The organism is uncultured Porphyromonas sp. (genome assembly GCF_938039215.1).
GTDB lineage: Bacteria > Bacteroidota > Bacteroidia > Bacteroidales > Porphyromonadaceae > Porphyromonas.
The window spans coordinates 1-23524 of sequence record NZ_CALHVI010000041.1; the positions used below are offsets into that span (position 1 = coordinate 1).

A 23524-nucleotide genomic window follows, 5' to 3' on the forward strand; every position below is an offset into this window, starting at 1 on the left:
TCTGGGAAATAATCAACTAACGAATATTGAGGGCTTAGAGCAACTACTCAATCTGCGATCATTGAATCTGGGAAATAATCAACTAACGAATATTGAGGGCTTAGAGCAACTACTCAATCTGCGATCATTGAATCTGGGAAATAATCAACTAACGAATATTGAGGGCTTAGAGCAACTACTCAATCTGGGATCATTGAATCTTAGGGGGAACCAACTAACGAGTATTGTTGGCTTAGAACAGCTTCCCAAACTTTTTTTATTGGATCTTAACAACAACCAACTAACCAGCATTGAAGCGTTGGGAAAGCTATCCGATCTGTACTTATTGAGTCTTGGAAATAACCAACTAATGAGTATTGAGGGCCTAGATAAACTGACCGAGCTGCGTTCATTGGATCTTAGCAAGAACCAACTAAAAAGTATTAAGGGCTTAGAGCATCTACCCAAGCTACGTTCGTTGGATCTTAGCGGGAACCAACTAAAGAGCATTGAGGGCTTAGAGCATCTATCCAAGCTACATTCTTTGAATCTTAGCGGGAACCGACTAAAGAGTATTGAGAGCTTAGAAGCATTAGAAGAGCTGGATGAGTTAGATTCTAGCGACAATCAACTTAGTCACACCAAAGGCTTAGATTCACTCTCAAAGCTTAGTAGATTGAATCTATCAAGGAACCAACTATCAAAGATTGAAGGGTTGGAACCACTATCTTTATTGGAAAGTTTAGATCTTTCTAATAATCAATTTTCGGTAATTGAAAATCTCCCTCAAACCAGCTTAAAAGAATTAAAGGTAGAGGGGAATGACATTAAGTATATAAGGAGAGACCTCTCGGATAAGGACTCGGAGCAGCTTCCTTGTCGCTTGATTTTCACTCCTTATGAAAATCACTTAGAAGATATCAAGAGATGGGAGCAACGCAGACCTTCAGAAACACTAGATCTGCCTATTAAAGTGATGCTATTAGGGAATCACTCCTCGGGGAAGAGTACATTCTTGAATTCTTTATGCAAGAGGGAAAAGAAAACTGGAAGCACACATGTGCTTCGTGTGGTAAAAAGGAAGGATTTAGGTGCTAACTTTTATGACTTTGGTGGGCAGGACTTCTACCATGGTATCTACCAAGCCTTTTACAGTACAGGAGCTCTCTACATGCTTTTTTGGAGAAAGGAGCTAGATGAGAATAGACGAGGTAAAGAGTTCGTAGAAGGCGAAGATCCCCACAGAGAGAAGATATTAAACTTTAATCGAAACTATTGGCTGGGACAGATTCGCTACGCTGACAGACAAAGAAGGCTCGTAAAGCAAGACGGCTCTGACGGAGAGAATATTTTGGTTGTTCAGACCTATGCAGACAAAGATGACCAACAAAACTTGAAGAGGACAACATTCTCTGTCCGAGAAGAGTTCTATATAGCCTTAGAGAGGGGAAAGCTGGGGATGAAGGCTCGAGACAGCTTACTCCCAAAGCGAGACAAGGCTGCTCAGCAATATTTACACCTCAGGTTAGAGGAGGAGATTGCCCAGCTCAAGGAAAAGATGAGCATCGATGTCACTGAGAGTGAAGGGATCCTCTACAATTATATTCTCAACGAAGAGGAGAGAGAGAAATCCCACAGCCCTATCCGTATAGAGGATCTACGCAAGGCAATGCCAGATTATACAGACACTACCTCTTCTTTAAAGGGAGAGCTACATCAGCTCTACTTACACGGCGAGGTGCTTTATTACAAGGATGATGAAGAATTATCCGATCTCGTATGGTTAGATCCAGAGGCTACGGTAAATTATATTCACACTAAAATTCTAGACAAGCGAATTATTGGGAGAAAAGGTGTTGTAGAAAAGAAGGTCATAGAAAAGAAAGACGAACACTTAGTTCGCCTGCTGGAGTTAGAGAAGGTCATCTATGACAACGGACAGGAGTATATCATACCAGGCTACCTACCACTAGCTGATGGCGATGAGATGTATGAGTGGCTTAAGCTTAGCTACCTGCAGCCCAATATCACCCTAAAGTTCGAGCACTTCATCCCATTTGGGCTGATCAACCAGCTCATCTGTTACTACGGACAAGGTGAAAATGAGCTTAAGAGGTTTTGGCGTGACCAACTCTTCTTCACCTTAGTCAACACGCCCTCCGAGAAGGAGCCTATCAAACAAGGAAGCAACGGTTCCTTACTATATGAAGAAGACCGAGGAGCCGAGACCTACCCCGAAGGACGGTATATGGTATGGGTTAGTCTCAACCACGAGCAGCTCACCATAGAGGTATATATAAAGCCTATTGACCAAGGCGTAGAGCATCGAGTGAGCCAGGTGGAGCGTATGCTACTGCAAGATATTCTGGATATGTACTGGAGTAACCTCCCGCCCAGCAATGATGAAAGGTATTTAAGTCGTCGTAGACAAGAGCATTGGAGACTGAGAGAGAAGGTCACTATAAAAGACCTCTATATATCGACCTCCAAGCTTTCCCTATGTCAGGAGAGAAGATTGTTTGTCAACCTTGCTTCCATAGATAATTATGATCCCAAGAAGGGGGTTGTGGGAGCTGGAGGAAGTAGAGGAATAGCTGTAGGCTATCCGCTAAACGAGGATGGGACGCTCGATAAGGGGCAGGCTCAACCAATCTCTTTGCGTTCATTCCAACACCTGACTGATAACAAGCATATAGGCAAGATGAAGAAGGTCTTCATCTCTTACTCCAAAGAAGATAAGGCCGATCTAAAGATTTGCCTACAATTCTTCAAGCCTTTGGAGGATAAGGGCTTGGTTACGATCTATTACGACGAGCGTACCGAAGCTGGGGCCGAGATTCATCCTACTATCCACAAAGAGATCTCTGAGGCAGATGTGCTTGTGGTCTTGGTGAGTCCATCTCTCCTTAGTACCGATTATATCACCCGCTTGGAGCTACAACTAGCCAAGGACCTCGGCAAGAGGATTTATCCCTTTATCCTGAAGCCTTGCATGTGGGAGGACAACGAGATAATCAGGAATGTGTATGTTGCTCTCAAGGGAGAAAAGGGAGCTTCTGAAGAGGTCTGTCGCGATGACAGAAGTGGTGCCTATGTGAGCGAGAGCATACAGTTTGGTGTTTGGAAAAAGTTCATGGAAGAGTTTAAAGAGAAAGTATTACACATAAACCCGTAGTCTTATGGAACACGATGAATTTAAGAGACAGCATCTAGAGTTCGTCCAGAATGCAATCACCCGCATGGCGAGCAATTCCTTTCAGATCAAGGGATTTACTATGGTGATGGCTACCCTCTTAGCAGGGCTTTGGGGCGAGACTAAGAATTTGATCTTCTTGTGGCTCTTGATCCCCGTTACGATAATGTGCGCTTGGGTAGACGCTTACTACTTGCAGCTTGAGCGTAAGTATCGAGAGCTATACAAAAGAAGCGTAACTCAACTGGAAGAAAAACATTCTCTAACGGAGATATACAATATGGATGTGAGGCCCATCTCTTGTAGCTATTGGAGGTGTCTCTTTTCCAAGAGCATGGCGATGCCTTACCTCATAATACTGCTGATAATAGGTGCGATACTAGGCTACCACCTCTACTCTTCTTGCCTCATAGGAGCAGGAGGGAAATAAGTTTATTCTCATTGCAGAGAGAGTCCTGCATAAGCTGAACTAAGGTGGTTATGTGCTGCACTTCGAGGCTTCGGAGACAGCATTTTCCTCATCTCATCCTCAGGTACCTCTACAAGACCAAGCTCCTCGGCATAGGCATACTTCCCTCCGCTGTATGGGTTCAAGTAGTCACTCCAAGCCTTAGCTGCTGAGCTATTGCATGACTAGTAATGATGCTTACGTACCGCCTCTAGAGATAAGCTCTGGATAGGTATTAGGGAGCTTGATAGCAAAGGTATATTCTCTTTAGCTCTAACCCAACTGATATCCCCCTCTGCTCTGACGGAGGGGGATATTCTGCTTCTTATAGGCTGTGGGGCAAGATGTCGAGGGCGAATTTAGTTGGGCTTGGGGAGGGAGGCCGTTGCGTCTTGGGAGGGAAAGGAGGGAAGAGAGGCAAGGGTAAGGGGGCAGAAGACGAGGGCTTAGCCCTTCCCGCTGGATGAGGTGGCGGGAGAAAAGAGATCGCCCACCTCCTTGAGTCGGCGACTCATGAAGGTGGGCGATACTACACCAATCTAACCTATCAATTGGGGAAAGAGCCCCAAAGATATAAGAATCATTCCCCCTCTGGAGCTGGTCCGCTGACCGTGCTCCCACGAGCGGGGCGGATGGCTTAGTCCTTGAACTTGGCGGAGAGGAACTCGCGGTTCAGACGGGCGATGTTGGAGATCGAAATGTTCTTAGGACATTCTACCTCGCAGGCACGGGTGTTGGTACAGTTCCCGAAGCCGAGTTCGTCCATCTTAGCGACCATCGCCTTAGCACGGCGGGCAGCTTCGACACGCCCCTGAGGAAGGAGCGCCAGCTGGCTGACCTTCGCCGAAACGAAGAGCATCGCAGAGCCGTTCTTACAAGCCGCAGCGCAGGCACCACAGCCGATACAAGCTGCTGCGTCCATCGCCATGTCAGCATTAGCCTTGGGGATAGCGATCGCATTAGCGTCGGGCACGCCACCGGTATTGACCGATACGAAGCCACCAGCCTGGATGATCTTGTCGTAGGCCGAGCGGTCGACCATCAGGTCACGGATGATGGGGAAGCCCGCCGAGCGCCAAGGCTCGATGGTGATCGTGTCCCCTTCGTCGAAGCGACGCATGTGGAGCTGGCAAGTCGTGATGCTATCATCGGGTCCATGAGGATGCCCATTGATGTAGAGCGAGCACATACCGCAGATCCCTTCACGACAGTCGTGGTCGAAGACGACGGGTTCCTTGCCCTCACGGACGAGCTGTTCGTTCAGGATGTCGAGCATCTCCAGGAAGGAGCTACCCTGAGATATATTCTGTAGGTCGTACGTTTCGAATGCCCCCTTAACCTCGGGACCACGCTGACGCCAGACCTTAACCTTTATGTTGATATTCTTGTCCATTGTACCGATGTTGGCTTGGGGTTAGTTCTTATAGTTACGCTGCTGACGGACGACGAACTCGTAGTCGAGCGGCTCCTTGAGGAGGACGGGATCCTGATCTTCTCCCTGATACTCCCAGCAAGAGACGTAGGCGAACTGGTCATCGTGGCGAAGGGCTTCACCTTCGGGTGTCTGGTGCTCCAGACGGAAGTGACCACCGCAGCTCTCTTCACGGTCATGCGCGTCGCGAGCCATGAGTTCGCCGATCTCGATGAAGTCAGCGAGACGGAGTGCCTTCTCAAGTTCAACGTTGAGGTCATCAGCCTTACCAGGGATGCGCACGTCGCTCCAGAACTCCTTCTTCAGTGCCTTGAGCTCGACGATAGCCTTCTCGAGGCCTTCCTTCTCACGGCCCATACCGACAAAGTCCCACATGATGTGACCGAGCTTCTTGTGGATGCTGTCTACCGACTGCTTCCCCTTGATACTCATCAGGCGAGCGATGCGGTCCTGAATACCCTTCTCAGCTTCGTCGAATTCGGGACGATCGGTGCTGAAGCGAGGCACCTGAATCTGGTCTGCTAGGTAGTTCTGAATGGTATAAGGTAGGACGAAGTATCCGTCAGCCAGACCCTGCATCAGAGCCGAAGCACCGAGGCGGTTAGCACCGTGGTCAGAGAAGTTAGCTTCCCCGATGGCGAAGAGGCCAGGGACAGAGGTCATCAGTTCGTAGTCGACCCAGATACCACCCATGGTGTAGTGGATAGCGGGATAGATCATCATCGGAGTCTCGTAAGGATTGTCGTTGGTGATCTTCTCGTACATCTGGAAGAGGTTACCGTAGCGAGCCTCTACTACGTCCTTGCCGAGGCGCTGGATAGCGCTAGAGAAGTCGAGGAAGACTGCCAGACCCGTGTTATTGACACCGAAGCCAGCATCGCAGCGTTCCTTAGCCGCACGGCTAGCTACGTCACGGGGGACGAGGTTACCGAAGGCAGGGTAGCGACGCTCGAGGTAGTAGTCACGATCCTCTTCCTTGATCTCCGTAGGACGAAGGGTACCAGCCTGAAGCTTCTTCGCATCCTCGATATTCTTAGGCACCCAGATGCGTCCGTCGTTACGGAGCGACTCAGACATCAGCGTGAGCTTAGACTGGAACTCGCCATGGACGGGGATACACGTGGGGTGGATCTGTGCCATACAGGGGTTAGCGAAGTATGCACCCTTCTTGTAGCACTGCCAAGCTGCTGAGCCGTTGGAGGCCATAGCGTTCGTGGAGAGGAAGAAGGCATTACCATAGCCCCCCGTCCCTACGACTACTGCGTGAGCAGCGAAGCGCTCGATCTTCCCCGTGACGAGGTTACGAGCGATGATACCACGAGCACGACCGTCGATGATGACGACATCGAGCATCTCGTAGCGGGTATAGAGCTTCACAGCACCCTTACCTACCTGACGGCTCAGGGCGGAGTAAGCACCGAGGAGGAGCTGCTGCCCCGTCTGACCACGAGCATAGAAGGTACGTGACACCTGAGCACCCCCGAAGGAGCGGTTGTCGAGGAGACCGCCGTACTCACGAGCGAAAGGTACGCCCTGAGCTACGCACTGGTCGATGATGCTATTAGCTACTTCAGCGAGGCGGTAGACATTAGCTTCACGAGCACGGTAGTCCCCCCCCTTGATGGTATCGTAGAAGAGACGGTAGACAGAGTCGCCGTCGTTCTGATAGTTCTTAGCAGCGTTGATCCCCCCCTGAGCGGCGATAGAGTGAGCACGACGGGGAGAGTCCTGGATACAGAAGTTGAGCACGTTGAAGCCCATTTCTGCGAGCGATGCAGCAGCAGAAGCACCTGCTAGCCCCGTACCTACGACGATGATATCGAGGCGACGCTTATTAGCAGGGTTGACGAGCTTCTGGTGGTCTTTATAGTTTGTCCACTTCTCGGCTAATGGGCCGGCAGGAACCTTAGAATCGATCTTAGACATAATATCTATGGGATTGATGGATTAAGCTTAGCTCAGCCTTAAGCGAAGGGACAAGCACCGCCACAGAGGGACTGCAGGAAGTAATAGATGACGACCACCGCAAAGCCAAGGATGATGATTGTCGTGTAGACATTGGAGAGGCGACGCAGACGCTCAAACCAGATACGGTTATTGAAGCCGACGGTGTGTAGTGAGCTCCAGAAACCGTGCGAGAGGTGGAACCACAGAGCTCCTAGCCAGACGAGGTAGAGGACGACGAAGATGGGGTTAGCGAAGGTATAGCGGATCAGGCCTGCTCCATCGGTAGGACCAGCGACACCAGCGATACCGAGATCGTGCTGACCGATGATCTCTGCCAGCTGCATCTTTGCCCAGAAGTTGAAGAGATGGAGGAAGACCCCGAGGAGTACGATGACCCCGAGGACCATCATGTTCTGCGAAGCCCACTCGACGCCCTTAGGCTTGTCGATGACAGCATAGCGGTCATTGCCTCGAGCCTTACGGTTCTGCAGGGTCAGGATGAAGGCATAGATGATGTGGACGAGGAAGAGGACTGCCAGACCCATGGAAGCTACTAGTGCGTACCAGTTAGCACCGAGGAACTCACACACGGCGTTGTAGGCCTCCTCAGAGAAGAGTGCCACAAGGTTCATCGACATGTGGAAGGTCAAGAACAGGATGAGCGCTAGCCCTGAGATACTCATGACCAGTTTACGCCCGATCGAAGATTTGATTAACCACGACATAAAGTTGCTATTTAGTTGTTATCTATTTTATATCCGTGACTGGAGTCCATAGGCATGGGTATCAGACTCCTGGAAGACCTATTACGTGTCTAGAGTACCATGTATCCTATCAAACTCCTCACAAAGATAACTGAATTAGGTATATAAAGTGCCATCATTAGCGAAAAAAAGGCATAATTATTCCCGCCCACCTACCTTAATATAGGTAGGGAAAGAAGCCCATCATCCCCCGAGCCCCAATTTACCTACCTAGATATAGCTAACCACATCGTTGTATGATGGGTACTAAAAGGTCTACCCACACCCCACCCGAGCAAAGCGGGAGGAGTGTGGGTAGACTCTGTGGAGGGAGACGTAGCGGGGGCTACTTCTCTCGGATGAAGATATTGATCGGTGTGCCGGAGAAGTCCCAGTGCGCTCGTATTTGATTCTCGAGGAAGCGACGATAGGGCTCCTTGACCCACTGCGGGAGGTTCGCAAAGAAGGCGAAGCTCGGTACTGCTGTGGGGAGCTGCATGACGTACTTGATCTTGATGTACTTACCCTTGGTAGCAGGAGGCGGTGTCGCCTCGATGATGGGAAGCATGACCTCGTTGAGCTTGGAGGTAGGGATACGGGTGCTGCGTCGCTCGTAGACACGCTGCACTTCCTCGAGCACCTTGAAGATACGCTGCTTGGTCAAGGCCGAGATGAAGATGATGGGGAAGTCGGTGAAGGGCGCTAGGCGCTGGCGGATCGCTGCCTCAAAGGTCTTGATGACGGCATTACTCTTGTCCTCGACTAGGTCCCACTTATTGACGCAGACGATGAGCCCCTTACTATTCTTCTGGATGAGGGAGAAGATATTAAGATCTTGGCTTTCAATCCCACGGGTAGCATCGAGCATGAGGACGCAGACATCGGAGTTCTCGATGGCACGGATGGAGCGAATGACCGAGTAGTACTCTAGATCTTCGTTGACCTTGCCACGCTTACGGATCCCCGCCGTATCGACCAAGTAGAAGTTCATCCCGAACTTCGTGTAGTGCGTATAGATGGAGTCTCGGGTCGTGCCTGCCACGTTCGTCACGATGTTGCGCTCCTCGCCGATGAAGGCATTGACGAGGGAGGACTTACCCGCATTCGGACGACCTACTATTGCGATACGAGGAGCATCTAGGACTTCGTCCTCGACCTCACCCTCGGGGAGCTCCTTGACGATCGCATCGAGCAGATCCCCTGTGCCACTGCCACTGACGGCAGAGATGGGCAGGGGATCGCCGAGGCCGAAGGAGTAGAACTCCGCCGCAGCATAGTGTAGGTTGTAGTTGTCGGCCTTATTAGCGACCAGTAGGACGGGCTTCTTCGTACGGCGAAGCTTAGCTGCCACTTCGTCGTCGAGGTCAGTGGCACCGTTCTCCACATCGACGACGAAGAGGATGACATCAGCCTCCTCCATAGCGATCTCGACCTGCTTATTGATCTCGCCCTCGAAGATATCTTCGCTCCCGACGACCCAGCCCCCTGTATCTACGATGGAGAACTCTCGGTCGAGCCACGAGACCCGACCATACTGACGGTCACGGGTCGTGCCTGCCTCTTCGCTGACGATGGCCCCACGGCTCTGGGTCAGGCGATTGAAGAGGGTGGACTTCCCCACATTGGGTCGTCCTACGATTGCTACTAAATGACTCATATTGCTTTTCTACTTATTCTGTACGGGAGGTTAGTCTAGGCGGTAGCCGTAGGCACGCAGGAGGTTATCTCTATTGCGCCAGTCTTTCTCCACCTTGACGAAGAGCTCTAGGAAGATCTTCTTCTCGAAGAAACGCTCCATGTCTCTACGAGCCATCGAGCCGACCTTCTTGAGTGCTACCCCCTTGTGACCGATGATGATCCCCTTCTGGCTATCACGCTCGACGATGATGAGGGCTTGGATATGGATGCGAGCCTCTTCCTCCTTGAAGGACTCGACGACGACCTCGACGGAGTAAGGGATCTCCTTCTGATAGTAGAGGAGGATCTTCTCACGGATGATCTCGGTGACGAAGAAGCGGGCGGGCTTGTCGGTCAGCGCATCCTTCTCGAAGTAGGGTGGTGAGGGAGGGATCAAGCTCTCGATACGCTTCTTCAGGGGCTGGACATTGAAGTTGTTCAGCGCTGAGAGCGGTATGATCTCCGCCTCGGGAAGCTCTCGATGCCAGCGGTCGACCAGTGCCTCCAGCTCGGGCTGTGTGGTCAAGTCTACCTTGTTGATCAGGAGCAAGACGGGGCACTTCACCCCACGGACACGCTCGAGGAAGAACTCGTTCTTGTCCGCTGTCTCCACGGTGTCGGTGACATAGAGCAGGACATCGGCATCCCCGAGGGCTGACTCGGAGAACTCGAGCATGCTCTCCTGCAGCTTATAGTTCGGGCGCAGTACCCCAGGGGTATCGCTATAGACGATCTGTAGCTCGGGGGTATTGACTATCCCCATGATACGGTGGCGTGTCGTCTGCGCCTTGGAGGTAATGATGGATACACGCTCTCCGACGAGGAGGTTCATCAGGGTAGACTTGCCCACGTTGGGGTTGCCTACGATATTGACGAAGCCGGAGCGGTGTGTCGGCTCTTTCTTTTCTTCGATCATCCGTGTAGACTATTCTTATGAGAGACGAAGACCCTGCCCGCTCTCTCCGTCGGGAGAGAGGAAGGCAAGGTCTTCGGCTTGGTCCTATTAGTTCTTAGGATCGTACGCCCACTTGACGTAGACGGCACCCCAAGTGAAGCCTGCACCGAAGGAGGTCAGGATGAGGTTGTCCCCCTTGCGAAGCTGCTTCTCGAACTCCCACAGGCAGACGGGGATCGTAGCCGAGCTGGTATTGCCTCGGTACTCGATGTTGATCATCACACGATCCAGAGGCACCTGCATCTCACGAGCGACAGCGTCGATGATACGGAGGTTCGCCTGATGAGGGACGACCCAAGCAACGTCTTCGTAGGAGAGGCCATTGCGCTCCATGATCGTACGACAGCTCGAGGACATGCCCTTGACAGCCTGCTTGAAGACAGCCGCTCCCTCCTGATAGACGAAGTGCTCACGACGGTCTACCGTCTCGTGCGAAGGTGGGTTAGCTGAGCCCCCTGACTTCATGATCAGGTGGTCACGACCCGTACCATCGGTGCGGAAGTAGGCATCGAGCACGCCTTCGTTCTCCTCTGTTGGCTCGAGGAGGACACAGGCGGCAGCGTCACCGAAGAGCGGGCATGTAGCACGGTCGGTATAGTCGGTGACGGCGGACATCTTCTCCGTAGCCACGACGAGGATGCGCTTGTAGCGCCCAGAGCGGATATAGTTAGCACCTGCCTCAAGCGCATAGATGAAGCTAGGGCAGGCGGCCTGCATGTCGAAGGTGAAGGCATTCACGCAACCCGTCTCGTAGGCGACGATGGATGCTGTCGTGGGGAAGTGGTAGTCGGCGGTATTCGTCGCGAGGATGATCCCGTCGATGGTGGCGGGGTCGATATCATTGCGAGAGAGGAGGTCCTTGACCGCCTGGATACCTAGATACGAAGCACCCTTAGTAGGGTCCTTGAGGATACGACGCTCACGGATCCCGACACGGGTCATGATCCATTCGTCGTTGGTATCGACCAGCTTCTCGAGGTCGGCGTTAGTCAGCTTATCTTCGGGGAGGTACCCGCCTACAGCCGTGATGGCTGCGTTGATGAGACTCATAGTTTGGCTAGATGATATACTTATGGAGTTAATTTCGAATGCTCGAGTTTAGGCACGAAAGTACAAAAAAAGCCCCAAAGTCTCCTTTGGGGCTTTTGTACTATAGGCTGGAGGCCAAGATTAAGCCTGCTGCTCGATAGCTAGCTTGCCACGGTAGTAGCCACACTCACCACAGACGGTGTGGTAGATGTGCCATGCTCCGCAGTTAGCGCACTTAGCTAGCGTAGGCATAGCTGCCTTGTCATGGGTACGGCGCTTAGCTGTACGGGTCTTGGACTGTCTTCTTTTAGGATGTGCCATAAATCTATTTTGTTTTAATTACTAATCTCTTTTGAGACCCTTGAGAGCGGCCCAGCGTTCATCGATCCCATCCTCATCGAGGGTAGGTGCTCCGCCCTCGGAGGGCTCACGCACCTGATCGGTAGCTACTCGGTCGTAGGCGGACATCATTTCGGGGTTGCATTCCCCTGCCTCATGCGTCCGCTGGATAGGCAGACTCAGCACGATGTCCTCATAGAGGATCCATTCGAGGTCCAGTACGCCGTCCAACTCGGAGACGACTAGGATCTCATCGCTCTCTTCTAGGGCTTCGACTCCGAACTTGACCACAAACTCTCTGTCCGACTCCACGTCTATATCGACGGGATCAAGACAGCGGTCGCAGGGCACTGTGACGTAGCCTTCGTAGTCGAAGGATAAGCTAAAGACATCCCCAGTACGACGGAGCTGTAGATCGACTTCGACCTCTCCGCCCTGCATACTTCCCTCCGAAAGTCGCTCAAAGAAAGCGTCATCCAGATGCCAGCTATACTCATGATCGCCCTCAGGTAAACTCCTGAGATTGACCTTATACTGATCCGTATGCATGAGGGTAACTCTAAACTTACACTTAAAAACTTGCGCAAAGATACACAAAAGAGCCCACACACACAATCTCCAGAGCAAGCCTCTTGGCGCAAGGGTGAGGTCTCCCGTGCCTACCCCCTCCCCACCCCTCTTCTTCGACCAAGGAGGCACTACTGCTCCCCCTCTGGAGGTACTACTTGCGCCTCCCGAGAGGCGCTATTGGTGCCTCCCCAGCCTCACTACGCTACCCGAAGCATACCGCTTCTAGAGGCTCTTCTCAGAGCTCGCTTCTCCCCTTCTCTGGGACAAGTACCAACTCTCTGCCTTTTCGCTATCTTTGCTTAGACTCCCACGGGAGAGACTCTGACTATTCATCAACCTATAAATACATTAGACTGACAATGGAAAGCAAACAAGAGCTGGACTGGAAAAGCCTCGGGTTCGGCTATCATCCCACCGACTACAACGTAAAGTGCTACTACCGCAATGGCCAGTGGGGCGAATGGGAAGTATCTTCGTCCGACATGATCACCATCCCTATGGCCGCTACCTGCCTCCACTATGGTCAAGAATCCTTCGAAGGACTGAAGGCCTTTAGAGGGAAGGACGGCAAGGTACGTGTCTTCCGTCCCGAAGAGAATGCGGCACGCATGCAGAGCACCAGCCGAGGCATCCTCATGCCCGAGCTCCCCACCGAACGCTTCCTCGAAGCTGTCGACATGGTGCTTCGCCTCAACAAGCGCTTCATCCCTCCCTACGAAAGCGGTGCTTCCCTCTACATCCGTCCTCTGATGATCGGACTCGGCCAGCAGGTCGGAGTCAAGCCCTCGGACGAATATATGTTCCTCATCTTCGTCACACCCGTAGGTGCTTACTTCAAGTCGGGCTTCCGCCCCAGCCCTATGGCTATCATGCGTGGCTATGACCGTGCGGCTCCCCTCGGGACAGGTCGGTACAAGGTCGGCGGGAACTATGCCGCTAGCCTTAGCTCTGGAGTCCTCGCTCATGAGAAGGGCTACTCCGCCGTCATCTACCTCGACGCTAAGGAGAAGCTCTACATCGACGAGTGCGGGCCTGCGAACTTCTTCGGGATCCGTGGCAAGAGCTACATCACTCCCAAGAGCTCCTCGATCCTGCCCTCCATCACCAACAAGAGCCTCATGCAGCTGGCCGAAGATATGGGTCTGACGGTCGAATGCCGCCCCGTCCATGTAGAGGAGCTGGCTACCTTCGACGAAGCTGGCGCTTGTGGTACGGCTGCCGTCATCAGCCCAATCCTCCGAGTCGATGACCTCGACGAAGACAAGAGCTACGTCATCAGCAAGGACGGCAACCCTGGCCCGATCTCTACCGCCCTCTACGAGCGTCTGCGTGCGATCCAGTATGGGGATTATCCCGACACGCATGGCTGGGTACGTATCTACGAAGACCTTTAGTCCGTAGACCAACCCGCTACATAAAAGAAGATCGCCCGAAGCACGCTGTGTGCTTCGGGCGATCTCGCTTTATATCCTTAGGCGGAGAGGCTGGCTACTTGACCTCGTAGAGGTAGAACCAAGTCTTATCGTCCTTGACGCTGGTGAGCTTGTAGTAAGCGGCACCATCAGCATCCGTCAGTGTCTCGACCTTGTACGGAGCTCGAGAGCCCAGACGAGAGACCCAGTAGTCAGCCGAACCCGCATACCAGTACCACCAAGTGGTCTCATTACCGTCACGCAGTAGGACATCTATCTGCGTCGGGTCACTACCTACGGGGACAAAGTCCGCTTCGTAGGAGAGGCGCGTGTAGCTACCATCCGCCTGCTCATAGATAGGCATCGTGATGAAGCCCGTCACCTGCGTATCATTGCCGACAAGACCCGTCTTCTGGTCTGCCTCGGTATTCACACCGAAGTAGGTACGGGTGCTCATGCGAGCCTTGCGCTGGCTATAGAGCGACTTATTGACTCTGGTGAAGTAAGTGATCAGCCCCGAGGAGGCATGGTCTGTCACAAGGTGGGCTACATAGCTCTTCCCGACGAGGTCGATAGGCAGCGAGACTAGTGTCGTCGTCACATCCCCCTCGAGGGAAGTGATGCTCGCTCCATCGGCACTCAGACGGAAGCCCGAGATCTTGACCCCGCCAATGGTGATGGGCTCATAGAGGCGGAAGCCTTCGGTCGTGTAGGCGAAAGCCATCTGCTCCTTCTTAGTCTCCGTGCCTTCCCCTGCGAGGATGAACTCCAGCTGGCGATAGGTCGGATGCAGACGAAGCTCTACCTTACCCGCCGAACCAATGGTGACGGGAGCAAGCCCCTTGCCTTGGAACTTCTTCGCCATCTCCTGCAGTGCCGTGATCTCGGCCATAGGATCGGTGGTCATGGGCACGAGGCTCATCATATTGCGGTACTTGCGCCCCTGCAGGATGATGCTGTCCCCACGCTTCCCCATCAGGAGGAGCTCGAAGTCGCCCCCACGAGCATTACGGAAGTACTCCGTGGAGGTACTGAAGTGGTGCAGGACATTGCTGCGGGTATCGAAGGCCAGCGTAGGCATATCGATGTTCCTCACCGCATAGGTCGAATTCGTCGATGTCGTAGAGAGCTCCGAGAGAGCAGTGACACGCCCCTCCTTGAACTGTACATACATCGAGTATCCCCCGTAAGCACGCTTCGAATCGGGGTAGTAGGTCAGTCGCCAGTAGCCATCATGCCCTTCGAGACTAGAGACCGTCTCAGTGATCGCCTGCTGGGTGCGAACGGCTGCTTCTGGGAGCTTATCAAGGTCGCTCGCTCCGGTACACGAGCTCATCCAGAGGAGGGCACCCGTAGCGAGGGCTAGGATCTTCTTGTTGTTCATTGCTTTGTCGAGGATGAGGTCATGGTGGTGAAGTCCTGTCTAGCGAAGTCGGGGTAACGCTTCTGCAGCTGCTCACGGAGCTTGTCCATGTCGAGCCCCCAGATATTGAGCATGTACTCCTTGATGATACGGATCTTCTCTTCGATGATCGAGCGTCCCGAGCGGGTGCGACCCTCAGGGACGACATCGGCAGAGGCCAGCTTCGCCTCCCACTCTTCAGCGCTCATGATGACATAGTTCCCGAAGAGCTCGGCGAAGTCCTCATGAGCCTCTTGGCTGGCGTAGTTAGTGATGAAGCCATAATGAAGGGAGTTCTTCTTCTCACGTGTCCAGCCTGAGATCCAGTCGGCTTGACGGTAGTCCAGCGAAGTGATCTTATCAAAGTCCGTCGTCGGCTCTACACGCTGGTGGAAGGTATGCGCTGCTTCATGATACATCGTACGCAGGTAGACATCCTTCAGACGATCTAGGTAGGTCTTATTCTGACCATCAAGCCAAGTCTTCCAGGCATCATAGTCCGCCTGCACCGAAGGGTCCGTCTCCAGCACCTTCCCGAGACTATCCATCGTATGGTAGTAGCCGCTCAGTGAAGGGAAGTCGAAGCTATTGATGTTCATGAAGATGATCTTAATCCCGTTGACCGTCGAAGCACGCGTATTGGAGTTGCTTGGCGGAGGGTTGTAGGCCAGAAGCCCCGTCAGAACGAAAGCCTGAGGCGTGAAGCGACGCACGAAGCTCACCCCCATTACCTCGGTGTAGGGCTCGAGGAAGAGGTACTTGAGGACGTTGACGAACTGGAGGCTATTATACTCGTTAGCTGGGGAGGTGACCCAGTTGCGCCCGATCTCACTCTCCGTGTAGCGGTAGTAGATCTGGATGTTGTAGGGCGAAGTGATCTCGCGCTCAATATACTCATCCATAGCCGTGCGATTGGCCGAAGGATTGAGTACAGAGGTCGAGGTAATATCTGCATCCACTTTGCGGCAGCTGCCGAGGGCCATCATCAGCGATGCTAGGGCCCACAGGGAGGCTTTCCTTAGAGTCATATTCATAGTGTGACGCGATTAGTCGAGCGTAGTAGAGTTAGTGAGTGCGAGGAGTTGGCTCCATCCCAGCGTTGCGAACATTCTGGGGGATCTGGAAGGTCGTATGCTCGTCCCACGAAGTGAGCGTCTTGGCTGTGGTGAACTTTTCACGATCCTTCGTGTCATGGACGAAGCGGAAGACCTCGATGCCATAGCGACGGATATCGAACCAGCGCAGACCTTCGTGAGCCGTAGCCACACGACGACACTGCAGGAGGTGATGCAGGAGCATCTCCTGATCTTCGCCCCCATCGAGGGTGAAGGCAGGGTTGAGCTTCTTCTTCATCGTCGGGACCTTCTCGGTGTTGTACTCCATCGCCTTGTAGAAGGCAATGATCGCATCCTTGGTGAAGGTATTCTTTGTCGTATTGAGGTAGGCGGTCGTCCACGTGTTGAGGTCAGCGACGGCAGCGTCGTACTGCTTCTGGATGATCTCTGCCTCGGCACGAACGAGGAGCGTCTCTTCAGCTGTGAAGGCTACTGAGAGCGTCTTATCCTTATTACTTGCGTAGTAGGGATACTTCGACTGGTTGATGACATCACGGTAGTTGTAGGAGGGGGAGACGAAGGGCACCTGCCAGTAGTCTGCCTGAGGAGTCGTCGAGGTATGCCAGATATTCTCTCCGAGGAAGACCTCTTCTGCTACTCGGTGCGTCATGGAGAAACGCTTCAGCTGAGCATAGGAGAAGTAGGAGACCGCACTCGAAGTCACAGGCAGGAGAAGGAAGTTCGCCGAGATCGTCTCACGGGTGTAGAGCTTAGCGTAGGCATCTTCGGTCTTTGCTCCGACGATATTCGCCTCTTGGAAGTCTGCCCAGCGACGTGGGGCCTTCCCTTCAAGTGCCTTCGTAGCATGCTCGATCGCCTTGTCCCACTGCTCATAGAAGAGGTAGAAGCGAGCGGCGAAGGCTTCAGCTGCAGCCTTATTGAAGTGGTAGGCCTTCTCGCTGTAGAAGCTATCCGAGATGAGTGGGAGCCCTTCAGTGAGGTCCTTATCAATCGCCGCATATACTTCGGCTACGCTGTTGCGCGTGTACTTCGGATCGAGTGTCTCCTCAGGAGCCGTCATATAGGGTACTCCGAGGTCCTTCGAGCTAGTAGTGCTATTGTAGTGCTTACCGAAGAGGTTCACTAGGACGAAGTGTGCGTAGGCACGAGCCACGAGAGCCTCACCCTTGGCGGCACTAAGCTCGCCACCTCCACCCAGATTTTCGATAGCACGAAGAGCGGTGTTGGCATGCTGGATAGCCAGATAGTACGAGCGCCAGAGAGCTCTCATCCCATCGGAAGCGTTGTATTCGGGGCCGTCGTTCCAGTAGACGAGGTCGTAGGTGAACTTCGTGAAGTTAGGATTGTCCGTCCCATAGTCGTCGACGTTATCCGAGGACATCTCACAAGCATAAGCATAGGAGGAGACTGGATAGGCGAAGGCTAGGATACGGCGTACCTTGTCGGCACTCGTGATGAGTACACGCTCATCGGGCTGCTCATCGAGAAGCTTATTGCATGAGCCGAGGACAAGGGGAGCCACGAGAGCCACGAGGGGCACAAAGATTCTATTCATCATAATGGTATCTCGCGGGGGTTAGAGTCCGACACGCAGGGTTAGGATCAGCTTCTTAGGAGCCGTGACCGAAGAGCTGTACATATATTCGGGGTCGTCACCACGCAGACGGGCATCCGAATAGAGGAGCATGAGGTTCTGAGCCTGCAGCTTCACCGCGAGGTTCTTCAGCGGGGTGCGACGAAGCAGGGTCTTAGAGACAGTGTACTCCATCGATATCTCCTTGAGGCGGATGAAGTCCGTGCTGACGATACGGGCTGTAGACGCTCCGTAGGCGTAGTAAGCATTGATCAGATTGTCGGCGCCGTACTGGTCGAAGGCATAGCTGGTCGGTAGACGAGGAATGTCGGTATGCTTCTCGTCGCCAGGCTTCTTCCAGCGCTGCGTCAGCTCACGTGGAAAGGCCGAGTAGTCATCGGTGTTGGAGATGCTACGCAGGCGAGTGACTGCCCCGAACTCATAATTGATATTTGCCGAGAGAGAGAAGTTCTTGTAGCGGAAGGTATTGGTCAGCGTCCCCACGTCCGTTGGGTCAAGCGTCCCACTGTACTTGAGGAAGTTGATATTACTGCTCGAGAAGTTGAAGTCCCCGAGTGTCTCTACCCCACGCTCATTGTAGAAGCGAGGCATCCCTTCGTTCGTCAGCCCAAGGAAGGGAATAGAGAAGACAGAGGAAAGGGGGTAGCCTTCGTAAGAGAAGCCCGAGCCCGAGATCATCGTGCGCACGGTGGGGTTGCTCAGGAGCGAAGTGATCTTATTCGTCTTATGCAGGTAGGAGAAGCCCGTCGTCCAGCTGAAGTTACGCACCTTGAAGTTGACCGTCGAAAGGGTGAACTGCAAGCCCGAAGACTGGAGCTCAGCGACATTCCCATTCTTCTGCGCTACCCCGCCAAGCGACTGGGTGTAGATAGGACCGACGAGGTCATAGCTACGACGGCGATAGGCATCGACCTCTGCAGAGATACGCCCCTTGAAGAGTCCGAAGCCCAGACGAGCTCCATAGGTCAAGGTCTTCTCATATGTCAGGTCGTGGTTCGCCAGATTCTTGTACGCTAGACCGATCTCCTTGGAGTTGGGTCGCCAGGGAATAGCAGGGTAGATCTCTTCAAGGGAGTTGGTGACCGAGGGGTTGTCTGCGACCATCCCGACATAGGTCTTCAAGCGAAGAGAAGAGAGGGGACGAAGGTGACGGAAGAAACGCTCCTTGTCTACACCCCAAGTCAGTTCGACGTTCCACGTAGGGAGCCAACGTACATAGCGAGAGGGACCAAAGCGGTTACTTGCGTCGAAGCGCAGCAGCGCATCGATGGAGTAGCGATTATCGAAGGAGTAGCTCGCACGCGTGAGGATCCCGAGGTTATTATTGACTCGGTTGCGGATCGTGTAGTAGTCCTTCCCCTGCTCATAGAGGCGCTGGATGGCATCGGGGAGGTAATAGGAGTGGAAGCCGAGATCATAGAGGACACCATAATTGATATTCCAGTTGCTCTCTACATTTCCTTGGTTCAGCTCCACACCTGCAGCAGCTAGGACATTGTGCTTACCGAAGGTCTGGTGGTAGTCAAGATCGAACTTGAAGCTATTGACATAGTTCTGTACGACACGACTCTCACGTATCCCACCCTCGGGGAGCACGGAGTAAGGCAGAGCATAAGGATCATTGGGGTCTGTACGCAGGTTCTTATTGTTGTTGCGCACGTTGGTCGTCTGCATGGCACGCATGCTGCGAGCTAGGACAGAGTGCTCGGTATTGTCGAGGAAGGTAACAGTATTGGTGTACTTGATATCGGTGACGAAGGTCGCACGTAGCTGCTTGAGGATATCCCAAGTGGCTGTCCCTTGGATGCCGAGGTAACCGAGGGTCTTTGTGCGGCGGCTCTCACGGAGCTCATCGAAGATATTGTAGGGGACGTAGTCCTGGGTATAGTTCTCCGTAGGCAGAAGGGCTCGGCTGGTCGTATTAGCATACTTGACTGCCGAAGTAGAGGGATCCTCCGAGGTGGTATATTCACCGATGAGGTTGAGGCCGATCTTGAGCGTGGGCAGGAGCTTGTAGTCCGCACTCATATTCCCCGAGTAGGTATTAGCTCGGCTACCGATCGTCCATCCTGGGTCGACACGTGCCGTGAGTGAGGCGAAAAGGTTAGTCTTGTTTGTCCCGCCGTTGAAGCTCAGCGTATGGTTGTGGACGATCGTGTTGCGATAGAGCTCCTTGAACCAGTTGGTATTAGCCCGCTCAGCAGCACGGAAGTAGGCCAAGCGAGAGGCTTCATCATTCGTTAGGCGAGGCTTACCCGAAGCGTCGAGCTCGTTGAAGAGCTGGTACATACGTCCGATAAGACCTTGGTCCTTGTTCGTCTCCAGCGTGTGGATCGGATACATCCCCCCGTCGAGTAGGTCTTGGATGAGCGCCACATGCTGCTGGGAGTTCATCACATTGACATCGTTGTAGGTAGGGATAGGGCGGTAGATGAATTCGCCTCGATAGCTCAAGGAGGAGACACCTGCAGAGCCAGACTTCGTCGTGATCTCTACGACCCCAGCGATACCACGAGGACCGTAGCTCGAAGTCTCCGAAGAAGTCGTGAGGATGCGCACCGAAGCGATATTGTCGATACTCAGACCAGGCACGATACCAGCAGCTACCTGCTTGGGGTCTGCCCCAGAGAAGGACTCTAGGCTGCCGTAGTCACTTCCGAGGACGACTCCATTGAGCACCCATAGTGGCTTAGCCTTCCCCGTGATCGAGGTTGCCCCACGGCTTGAGGTCGAGAGGATGACATCATCCTTCCCATCTCCTTGGTGCACGGCTGTACTGTCAGTCTTGGTCTTGTCTCTCTCCTGAGTGGGCACAGAGAGCTCTACGTCAAGCTGGGGCTGGGTGGCCACCAAAGTCTTGAGGATCTTACCATCGAGGATGAACTGGAGGGTTTGGCCTGATTCGAGCTCGATGACGTAGAGTCCTTGCTCAGTAGTCGCCATACTACGACCCGTCTCCTTTACGACGACTTGGATCTTGGGGAGCACCGCCTTCGAAGCATTTGTGACGCGCCCTGTGACCAAGATTTTCTGCGCTGAGGCCACGCTTCCTCCTAGGAGGAGAGCTAGGGCCAACGCTGAGAGTCTTGTCTTCATATACTCTGCTTTGATATCTAGTTGCGGGTGCGAAGATAACGCTTTTACACTATACACAGAGTTTAATCATTCACAATGACTTAATTATATTTTTTAAGATATCTATTTGCTCGCTCGACCCACAGTGAAGTGGCAAAAAGAAGCAAGGCCACCTCCCCGATTTGGGGAGGTGGCCTCTTAGCTTTGCTCTCTTAGGGCGTTTGTACTTCACGCCACACAGAGGGTGATAATATAGAAGTAGACTACTTCTTGCGGTTGCCGTAGCGGCTCATGAACTTGTCCACACGACCAGCCGTATCGACGAGCTTTGCCTTACCGGTAAAGAAGGGGTGCGACGTGCTGGAGATTTCCACCTTGATCAGAGGGTACTCTACTCCGTCGACGACGATCGTTTCCTTAGCTGCCATCGTCGAACGCGTGATGAAAATGTCTTCGTTAGACATGTCCTTGAATACTACAGGACGGTAGTTCTCAGGATGAATTCCTTTCTTCATTATTGTTATAACGTTATAATTTATCTACTTTTTCGCTGCAGCCGAAGCTGCTGGGTTGGTAACCGTAGGAGCGCTAATGGACTGCAAATATACAGATAATATATTGAATATCATACAAGCACACCGCCTCCCCTAGGGCTAAGGCATAATCATCTACAGCCTCAGCTAGAGCTCTAGGTCAAGGAAGCGTATCGGGTTGAGCTTGGCCAGCAACGCCTGTATCTGCGGGATTGACTTGCCTAGTTTTACCTTAAGGTACTGCTAGACACAGAAGTCTATCCGAGCTAGCAACTCCATATCCTTACCTGCTTCGCCTGCGTACTTGCTCCAGCCATTCCCACTGAAGGAGCGCAAGGTGGTGATCCTATCCCAACCTTAGAGCCTCCCCCACCCTCGGCTCAGCACTCACCCTCTTCCTCCCCCCCAAGAACAGCTCGCCCCGCCATGCGTACATGACGGGGCGAGCTATACTAGGGCTTAGGGGCTTCCCCTTGAGGCAAGGGGGTAGCACGGCTCGGAGAACTAAGCGAAGAGATCGTTGAGCCCCTCGGCGATCGTTGGGTGCGTGAAGATCTGGGAACGGAGGTAGCTGGCAGGGATACCGTTGTCGATAGCCATCTTGATGAGGTTCGCCAGCTCGTGCGCCTCAGCACAGAGGAGCGTAGCTCCGAGGATGAGATCGGTCTCGGGATCGACCAGCGCCTTCAGCAGTCCATCGGTCTGGGTGAGGACCTTTGCCTTGGGGATGGAGCTAGCGGGGATCTTATGCAGGCGGTACTTGATCCCACGGCGCTCGGCTTCCTGCTCCGTCAGGCCGATCTGCGCCAGCGGTGGCGTAGTGAAGACGCAGGTAGGCAGGACACCACGATTGTGTATCGTGCGCTGCCCCGATCCGAGGAGCTGATCCCGAACGATACGGTAATCATCCAGCGAGACGTAGGTGAACTGCGGGCTCCCCGCAACATCGCCCATCGCCCAGACTCCCTCGCCAGCACGTAGCAGTTCGTCCGTCACGATGAAGCCACGGTCATCGGTGTGTATGCCCGCATGCTCAAGGCCGAGCGCCTCGGTATTGGGCACGCGTCCCACGGCCAGCAGTACGGCTTCGCTGTCGAAGCGTCCTACCGTCGTCACCGTCGTCACTGCCTCAAGGCTGGACTCGAAGCCCTCGACGGCAGCCCCCAGCACGATCTGGATGCCCTTAGCCTCGAGCAGGCGCTGCATCTCCTCGGCGATGTCTCTATCCTCACGTGCGAGGAAGCGATCCCCCTGCTCCAGCAAGGTCACTGCAGTGCCGAAGGCTTGATACATGCAAGCGAACTCAAGGGCAATATAGCCTGCGCCCACGATGACGAGGCGCTCGGGGCGCTCTGCAAGGCTCAGCAGGGCACGGCTATCGTAGATACGTGCGTCCGAAGCACCAGGCAACTCGAGGAGACGGCTACGTGTACCCGTATTGATGAAGATGCGTGTAGCGGTGACTTCGTAGCTCCCTTCGGCCCCCTCGAGGCGCAGGCGGTGCGGACCGACGAAGGAGGCCTCAGCCGTGAGCACACGGAGGCCAGGGATGCTGGCGAGCTTGTCATAGTTGGCTGCACGCAGTGCGGTGACGAGCTTCGTCTTACGTGCCATCGCCGCATGGTAGGCAGCGTCCTTATCCTGAAGGCGGCCACTGAGTTCGCCCTCGACGAGGAGTGTCTTAGAGGGGATACAGCCGACATTGATACAGGTGCCGCCGTACATAGTGGCATCACGCTCGACAAGGAGTACGGACTCGCCCGCACGAGCGAGATCTGCGGCAAGGGTCTTACCTGCCTTACCGAAGCCTATGATGAGGTTGTTTACTTGGATCTGTTCCATGAGGTATCGTGATGAATGTATATATATAAAGGTAAGAGCTTTGGGCTCCATTTGGTTCTGCCTAGAGCTATATCTGCACGACCACTTTACACAGCCTTGACTCCTCCCCTAGCCGTCGGGGAATTCCCGAGAGCAGTCTCTGAGCTTCTAAGCTTGAGCGTCAGGGTGTGAAGAGGCGGGGCATCGGGTGGCGATTGAGGGGAAGGGGAAGAAGGGAGGCGGAGGCTGGTGAAGAAGGCGCTCTCCGACGGGGACTAGAAGCCTCCTTCAAATACCCG

The 23524-nt window shown here is 53.5% G+C and carries 17 protein-coding genes and 1 pseudogene; 4 read left to right on the plus strand and 14 right to left on the minus strand.

All coding sequences use genetic code 11. From position 1 onward, the window contains the following. Nucleotide 1: 1 nt before the first annotated feature. The 3 genes and pseudogenes from Q0336_RS08835 to Q0336_RS05750 all read left to right on the plus strand — a co-directional run. Nucleotides 2-493, plus strand: a pseudogene (locus Q0336_RS08835) (leucine-rich repeat domain-containing protein); the annotation flags it as partial. Between the two features lie 201 nt (nt 494-694). Next, nucleotides 695-3154, plus strand: coding sequence for a TIR domain-containing protein (locus Q0336_RS05745; RefSeq protein ID WP_298526551.1), 2460 nt, complete (start codon nt 695-697; stop codon nt 3152-3154). A gap of 4 nt (nt 3155-3158) precedes the next feature. Further along, the gene (locus Q0336_RS05750; protein ID WP_298526553.1) at nt 3159-3602 is read left to right on the plus strand and encodes a hypothetical protein; all 444 of its coding nucleotides are present in this window, start codon (nt 3159-3161) and stop codon (nt 3600-3602) included. A gap of 655 nt (nt 3603-4257) precedes the next feature. Here the strand turns inward: Q0336_RS05750 and Q0336_RS05755 are convergent. The 8 genes from Q0336_RS05755 to Q0336_RS05790 all read right to left on the minus strand — a co-directional run bounded on the left by Q0336_RS05755 (nt 4258) and on the right by Q0336_RS05790 (nt 12291). Then, entirely contained in the window at nt 4258-5013 is a 756-nt protein-coding gene (locus Q0336_RS05755) for a succinate dehydrogenase/fumarate reductase iron-sulfur subunit (protein WP_021667881.1), read from the minus strand. Nucleotides 5014-5034: 21 nt separating this feature from the next. Then, nucleotides 5035-6978, minus strand: coding sequence for a fumarate reductase/succinate dehydrogenase flavoprotein subunit (locus Q0336_RS05760; protein WP_298526555.1), 1944 nt, complete (start codon nt 6976-6978; stop codon nt 5035-5037). A gap of 38 nt (nt 6979-7016) precedes the next feature. Next, the gene (locus tag Q0336_RS05765; protein WP_298526556.1) at nt 7017-7724 is read right to left on the minus strand and encodes a succinate dehydrogenase/fumarate reductase cytochrome b subunit; all 708 of its coding nucleotides are present in this window, start codon (nt 7722-7724) and stop codon (nt 7017-7019) included. A 364-nt stretch (nt 7725-8088) separates the two neighbouring features. Then, nucleotides 8089-9399 carry a ribosome biogenesis GTPase Der gene (der, locus tag Q0336_RS05770; RefSeq protein WP_298526558.1) on the minus strand — a complete coding sequence of 437 codons (1311 nt, stop codon included), beginning with the start codon at nt 9397-9399 and terminating at the stop codon, nt 8089-8091. Between the two features lie 30 nt (nt 9400-9429). Next, nucleotides 9430-10335, minus strand: coding sequence for a GTPase Era (gene era / locus Q0336_RS05775; RefSeq protein ID WP_298526560.1), 906 nt, complete (start codon nt 10333-10335; stop codon nt 9430-9432). Between the two features lie 87 nt (nt 10336-10422). Next, nucleotides 10423-11424: a beta-ketoacyl-ACP synthase III gene (locus Q0336_RS05780; protein ID WP_298526562.1), complete on the minus strand. Its 1002-nt coding sequence runs from the start codon at nt 11422-11424 to the stop codon at nt 10423-10425. 120 nt (nt 11425-11544) lie between these two features. Beyond that, nucleotides 11545-11724, minus strand: coding sequence for a 50S ribosomal protein L32 (gene rpmF, locus Q0336_RS05785; protein ID WP_021667875.1), 180 nt, complete (start codon nt 11722-11724; stop codon nt 11545-11547). Between the two features lie 21 nt (nt 11725-11745). After that, entirely contained in the window at nt 11746-12291 is a 546-nt protein-coding gene (locus Q0336_RS05790) for a DUF177 domain-containing protein (protein ID WP_298526564.1), read from the minus strand. Nucleotides 12292-12671: 380 nt separating this feature from the next. Between Q0336_RS05790 and Q0336_RS05795 the strand changes: the two genes are divergently transcribed. After that, the gene (locus Q0336_RS05795; protein WP_298526566.1) at nt 12672-13706 is read left to right on the plus strand and encodes a branched-chain amino acid aminotransferase; all 1035 of its coding nucleotides are present in this window, start codon (nt 12672-12674) and stop codon (nt 13704-13706) included. A gap of 94 nt (nt 13707-13800) precedes the next feature. Here Q0336_RS05795 and Q0336_RS05800 read toward each other — a convergent pair whose 3' ends face one another. The 6 genes from Q0336_RS05800 to Q0336_RS05825 form a co-directional block, all read right to left on the minus strand. After that, nucleotides 13801-15108 (minus strand): DUF4302 domain-containing protein, encoded by a 1308-nt coding sequence (locus Q0336_RS05800; protein ID WP_298526568.1) that lies wholly within the window; start codon nt 15106-15108, stop codon nt 13801-13803. Further along, nucleotides 15105-16112: a substrate import-associated zinc metallohydrolase lipoprotein gene (locus Q0336_RS05805; protein ID WP_298526570.1), complete on the minus strand. Its 1008-nt coding sequence runs from the start codon at nt 16110-16112 to the stop codon at nt 15105-15107. The genes Q0336_RS05800 and Q0336_RS05805 overlap by 4 nt, the downstream gene beginning before the upstream one ends. Nucleotides 16113-16191: 79 nt before the next feature. Then, entirely contained in the window at nt 16192-17760 is a 1569-nt protein-coding gene (locus Q0336_RS05810) for a RagB/SusD family nutrient uptake outer membrane protein (RefSeq protein ID WP_298526572.1), read from the minus strand. An 18-nt stretch (nt 17761-17778) separates the two neighbouring features. After that, nucleotides 17779-20892, minus strand: a complete 3114-nt coding sequence (locus Q0336_RS05815) for a SusC/RagA family protein (protein ID WP_298526574.1) — start codon at nt 20890-20892, stop codon at nt 17779-17781. A 242-nt stretch (nt 20893-21134) separates the two neighbouring features. Beyond that, complete coding sequence (locus Q0336_RS05820) at nt 21135-21386, minus strand: type B 50S ribosomal protein L31 (RefSeq protein WP_211788853.1); 252 nt, start codon at nt 21384-21386, stop codon at nt 21135-21137. A gap of 522 nt (nt 21387-21908) precedes the next feature. Further along, nucleotides 21909-23246 (minus strand): FAD-dependent oxidoreductase, encoded by a 1338-nt coding sequence (locus tag Q0336_RS05825; protein WP_298526578.1) that lies wholly within the window; start codon nt 23244-23246, stop codon nt 21909-21911. Nucleotides 23247-23524: the final 278 nt, after the last annotated feature.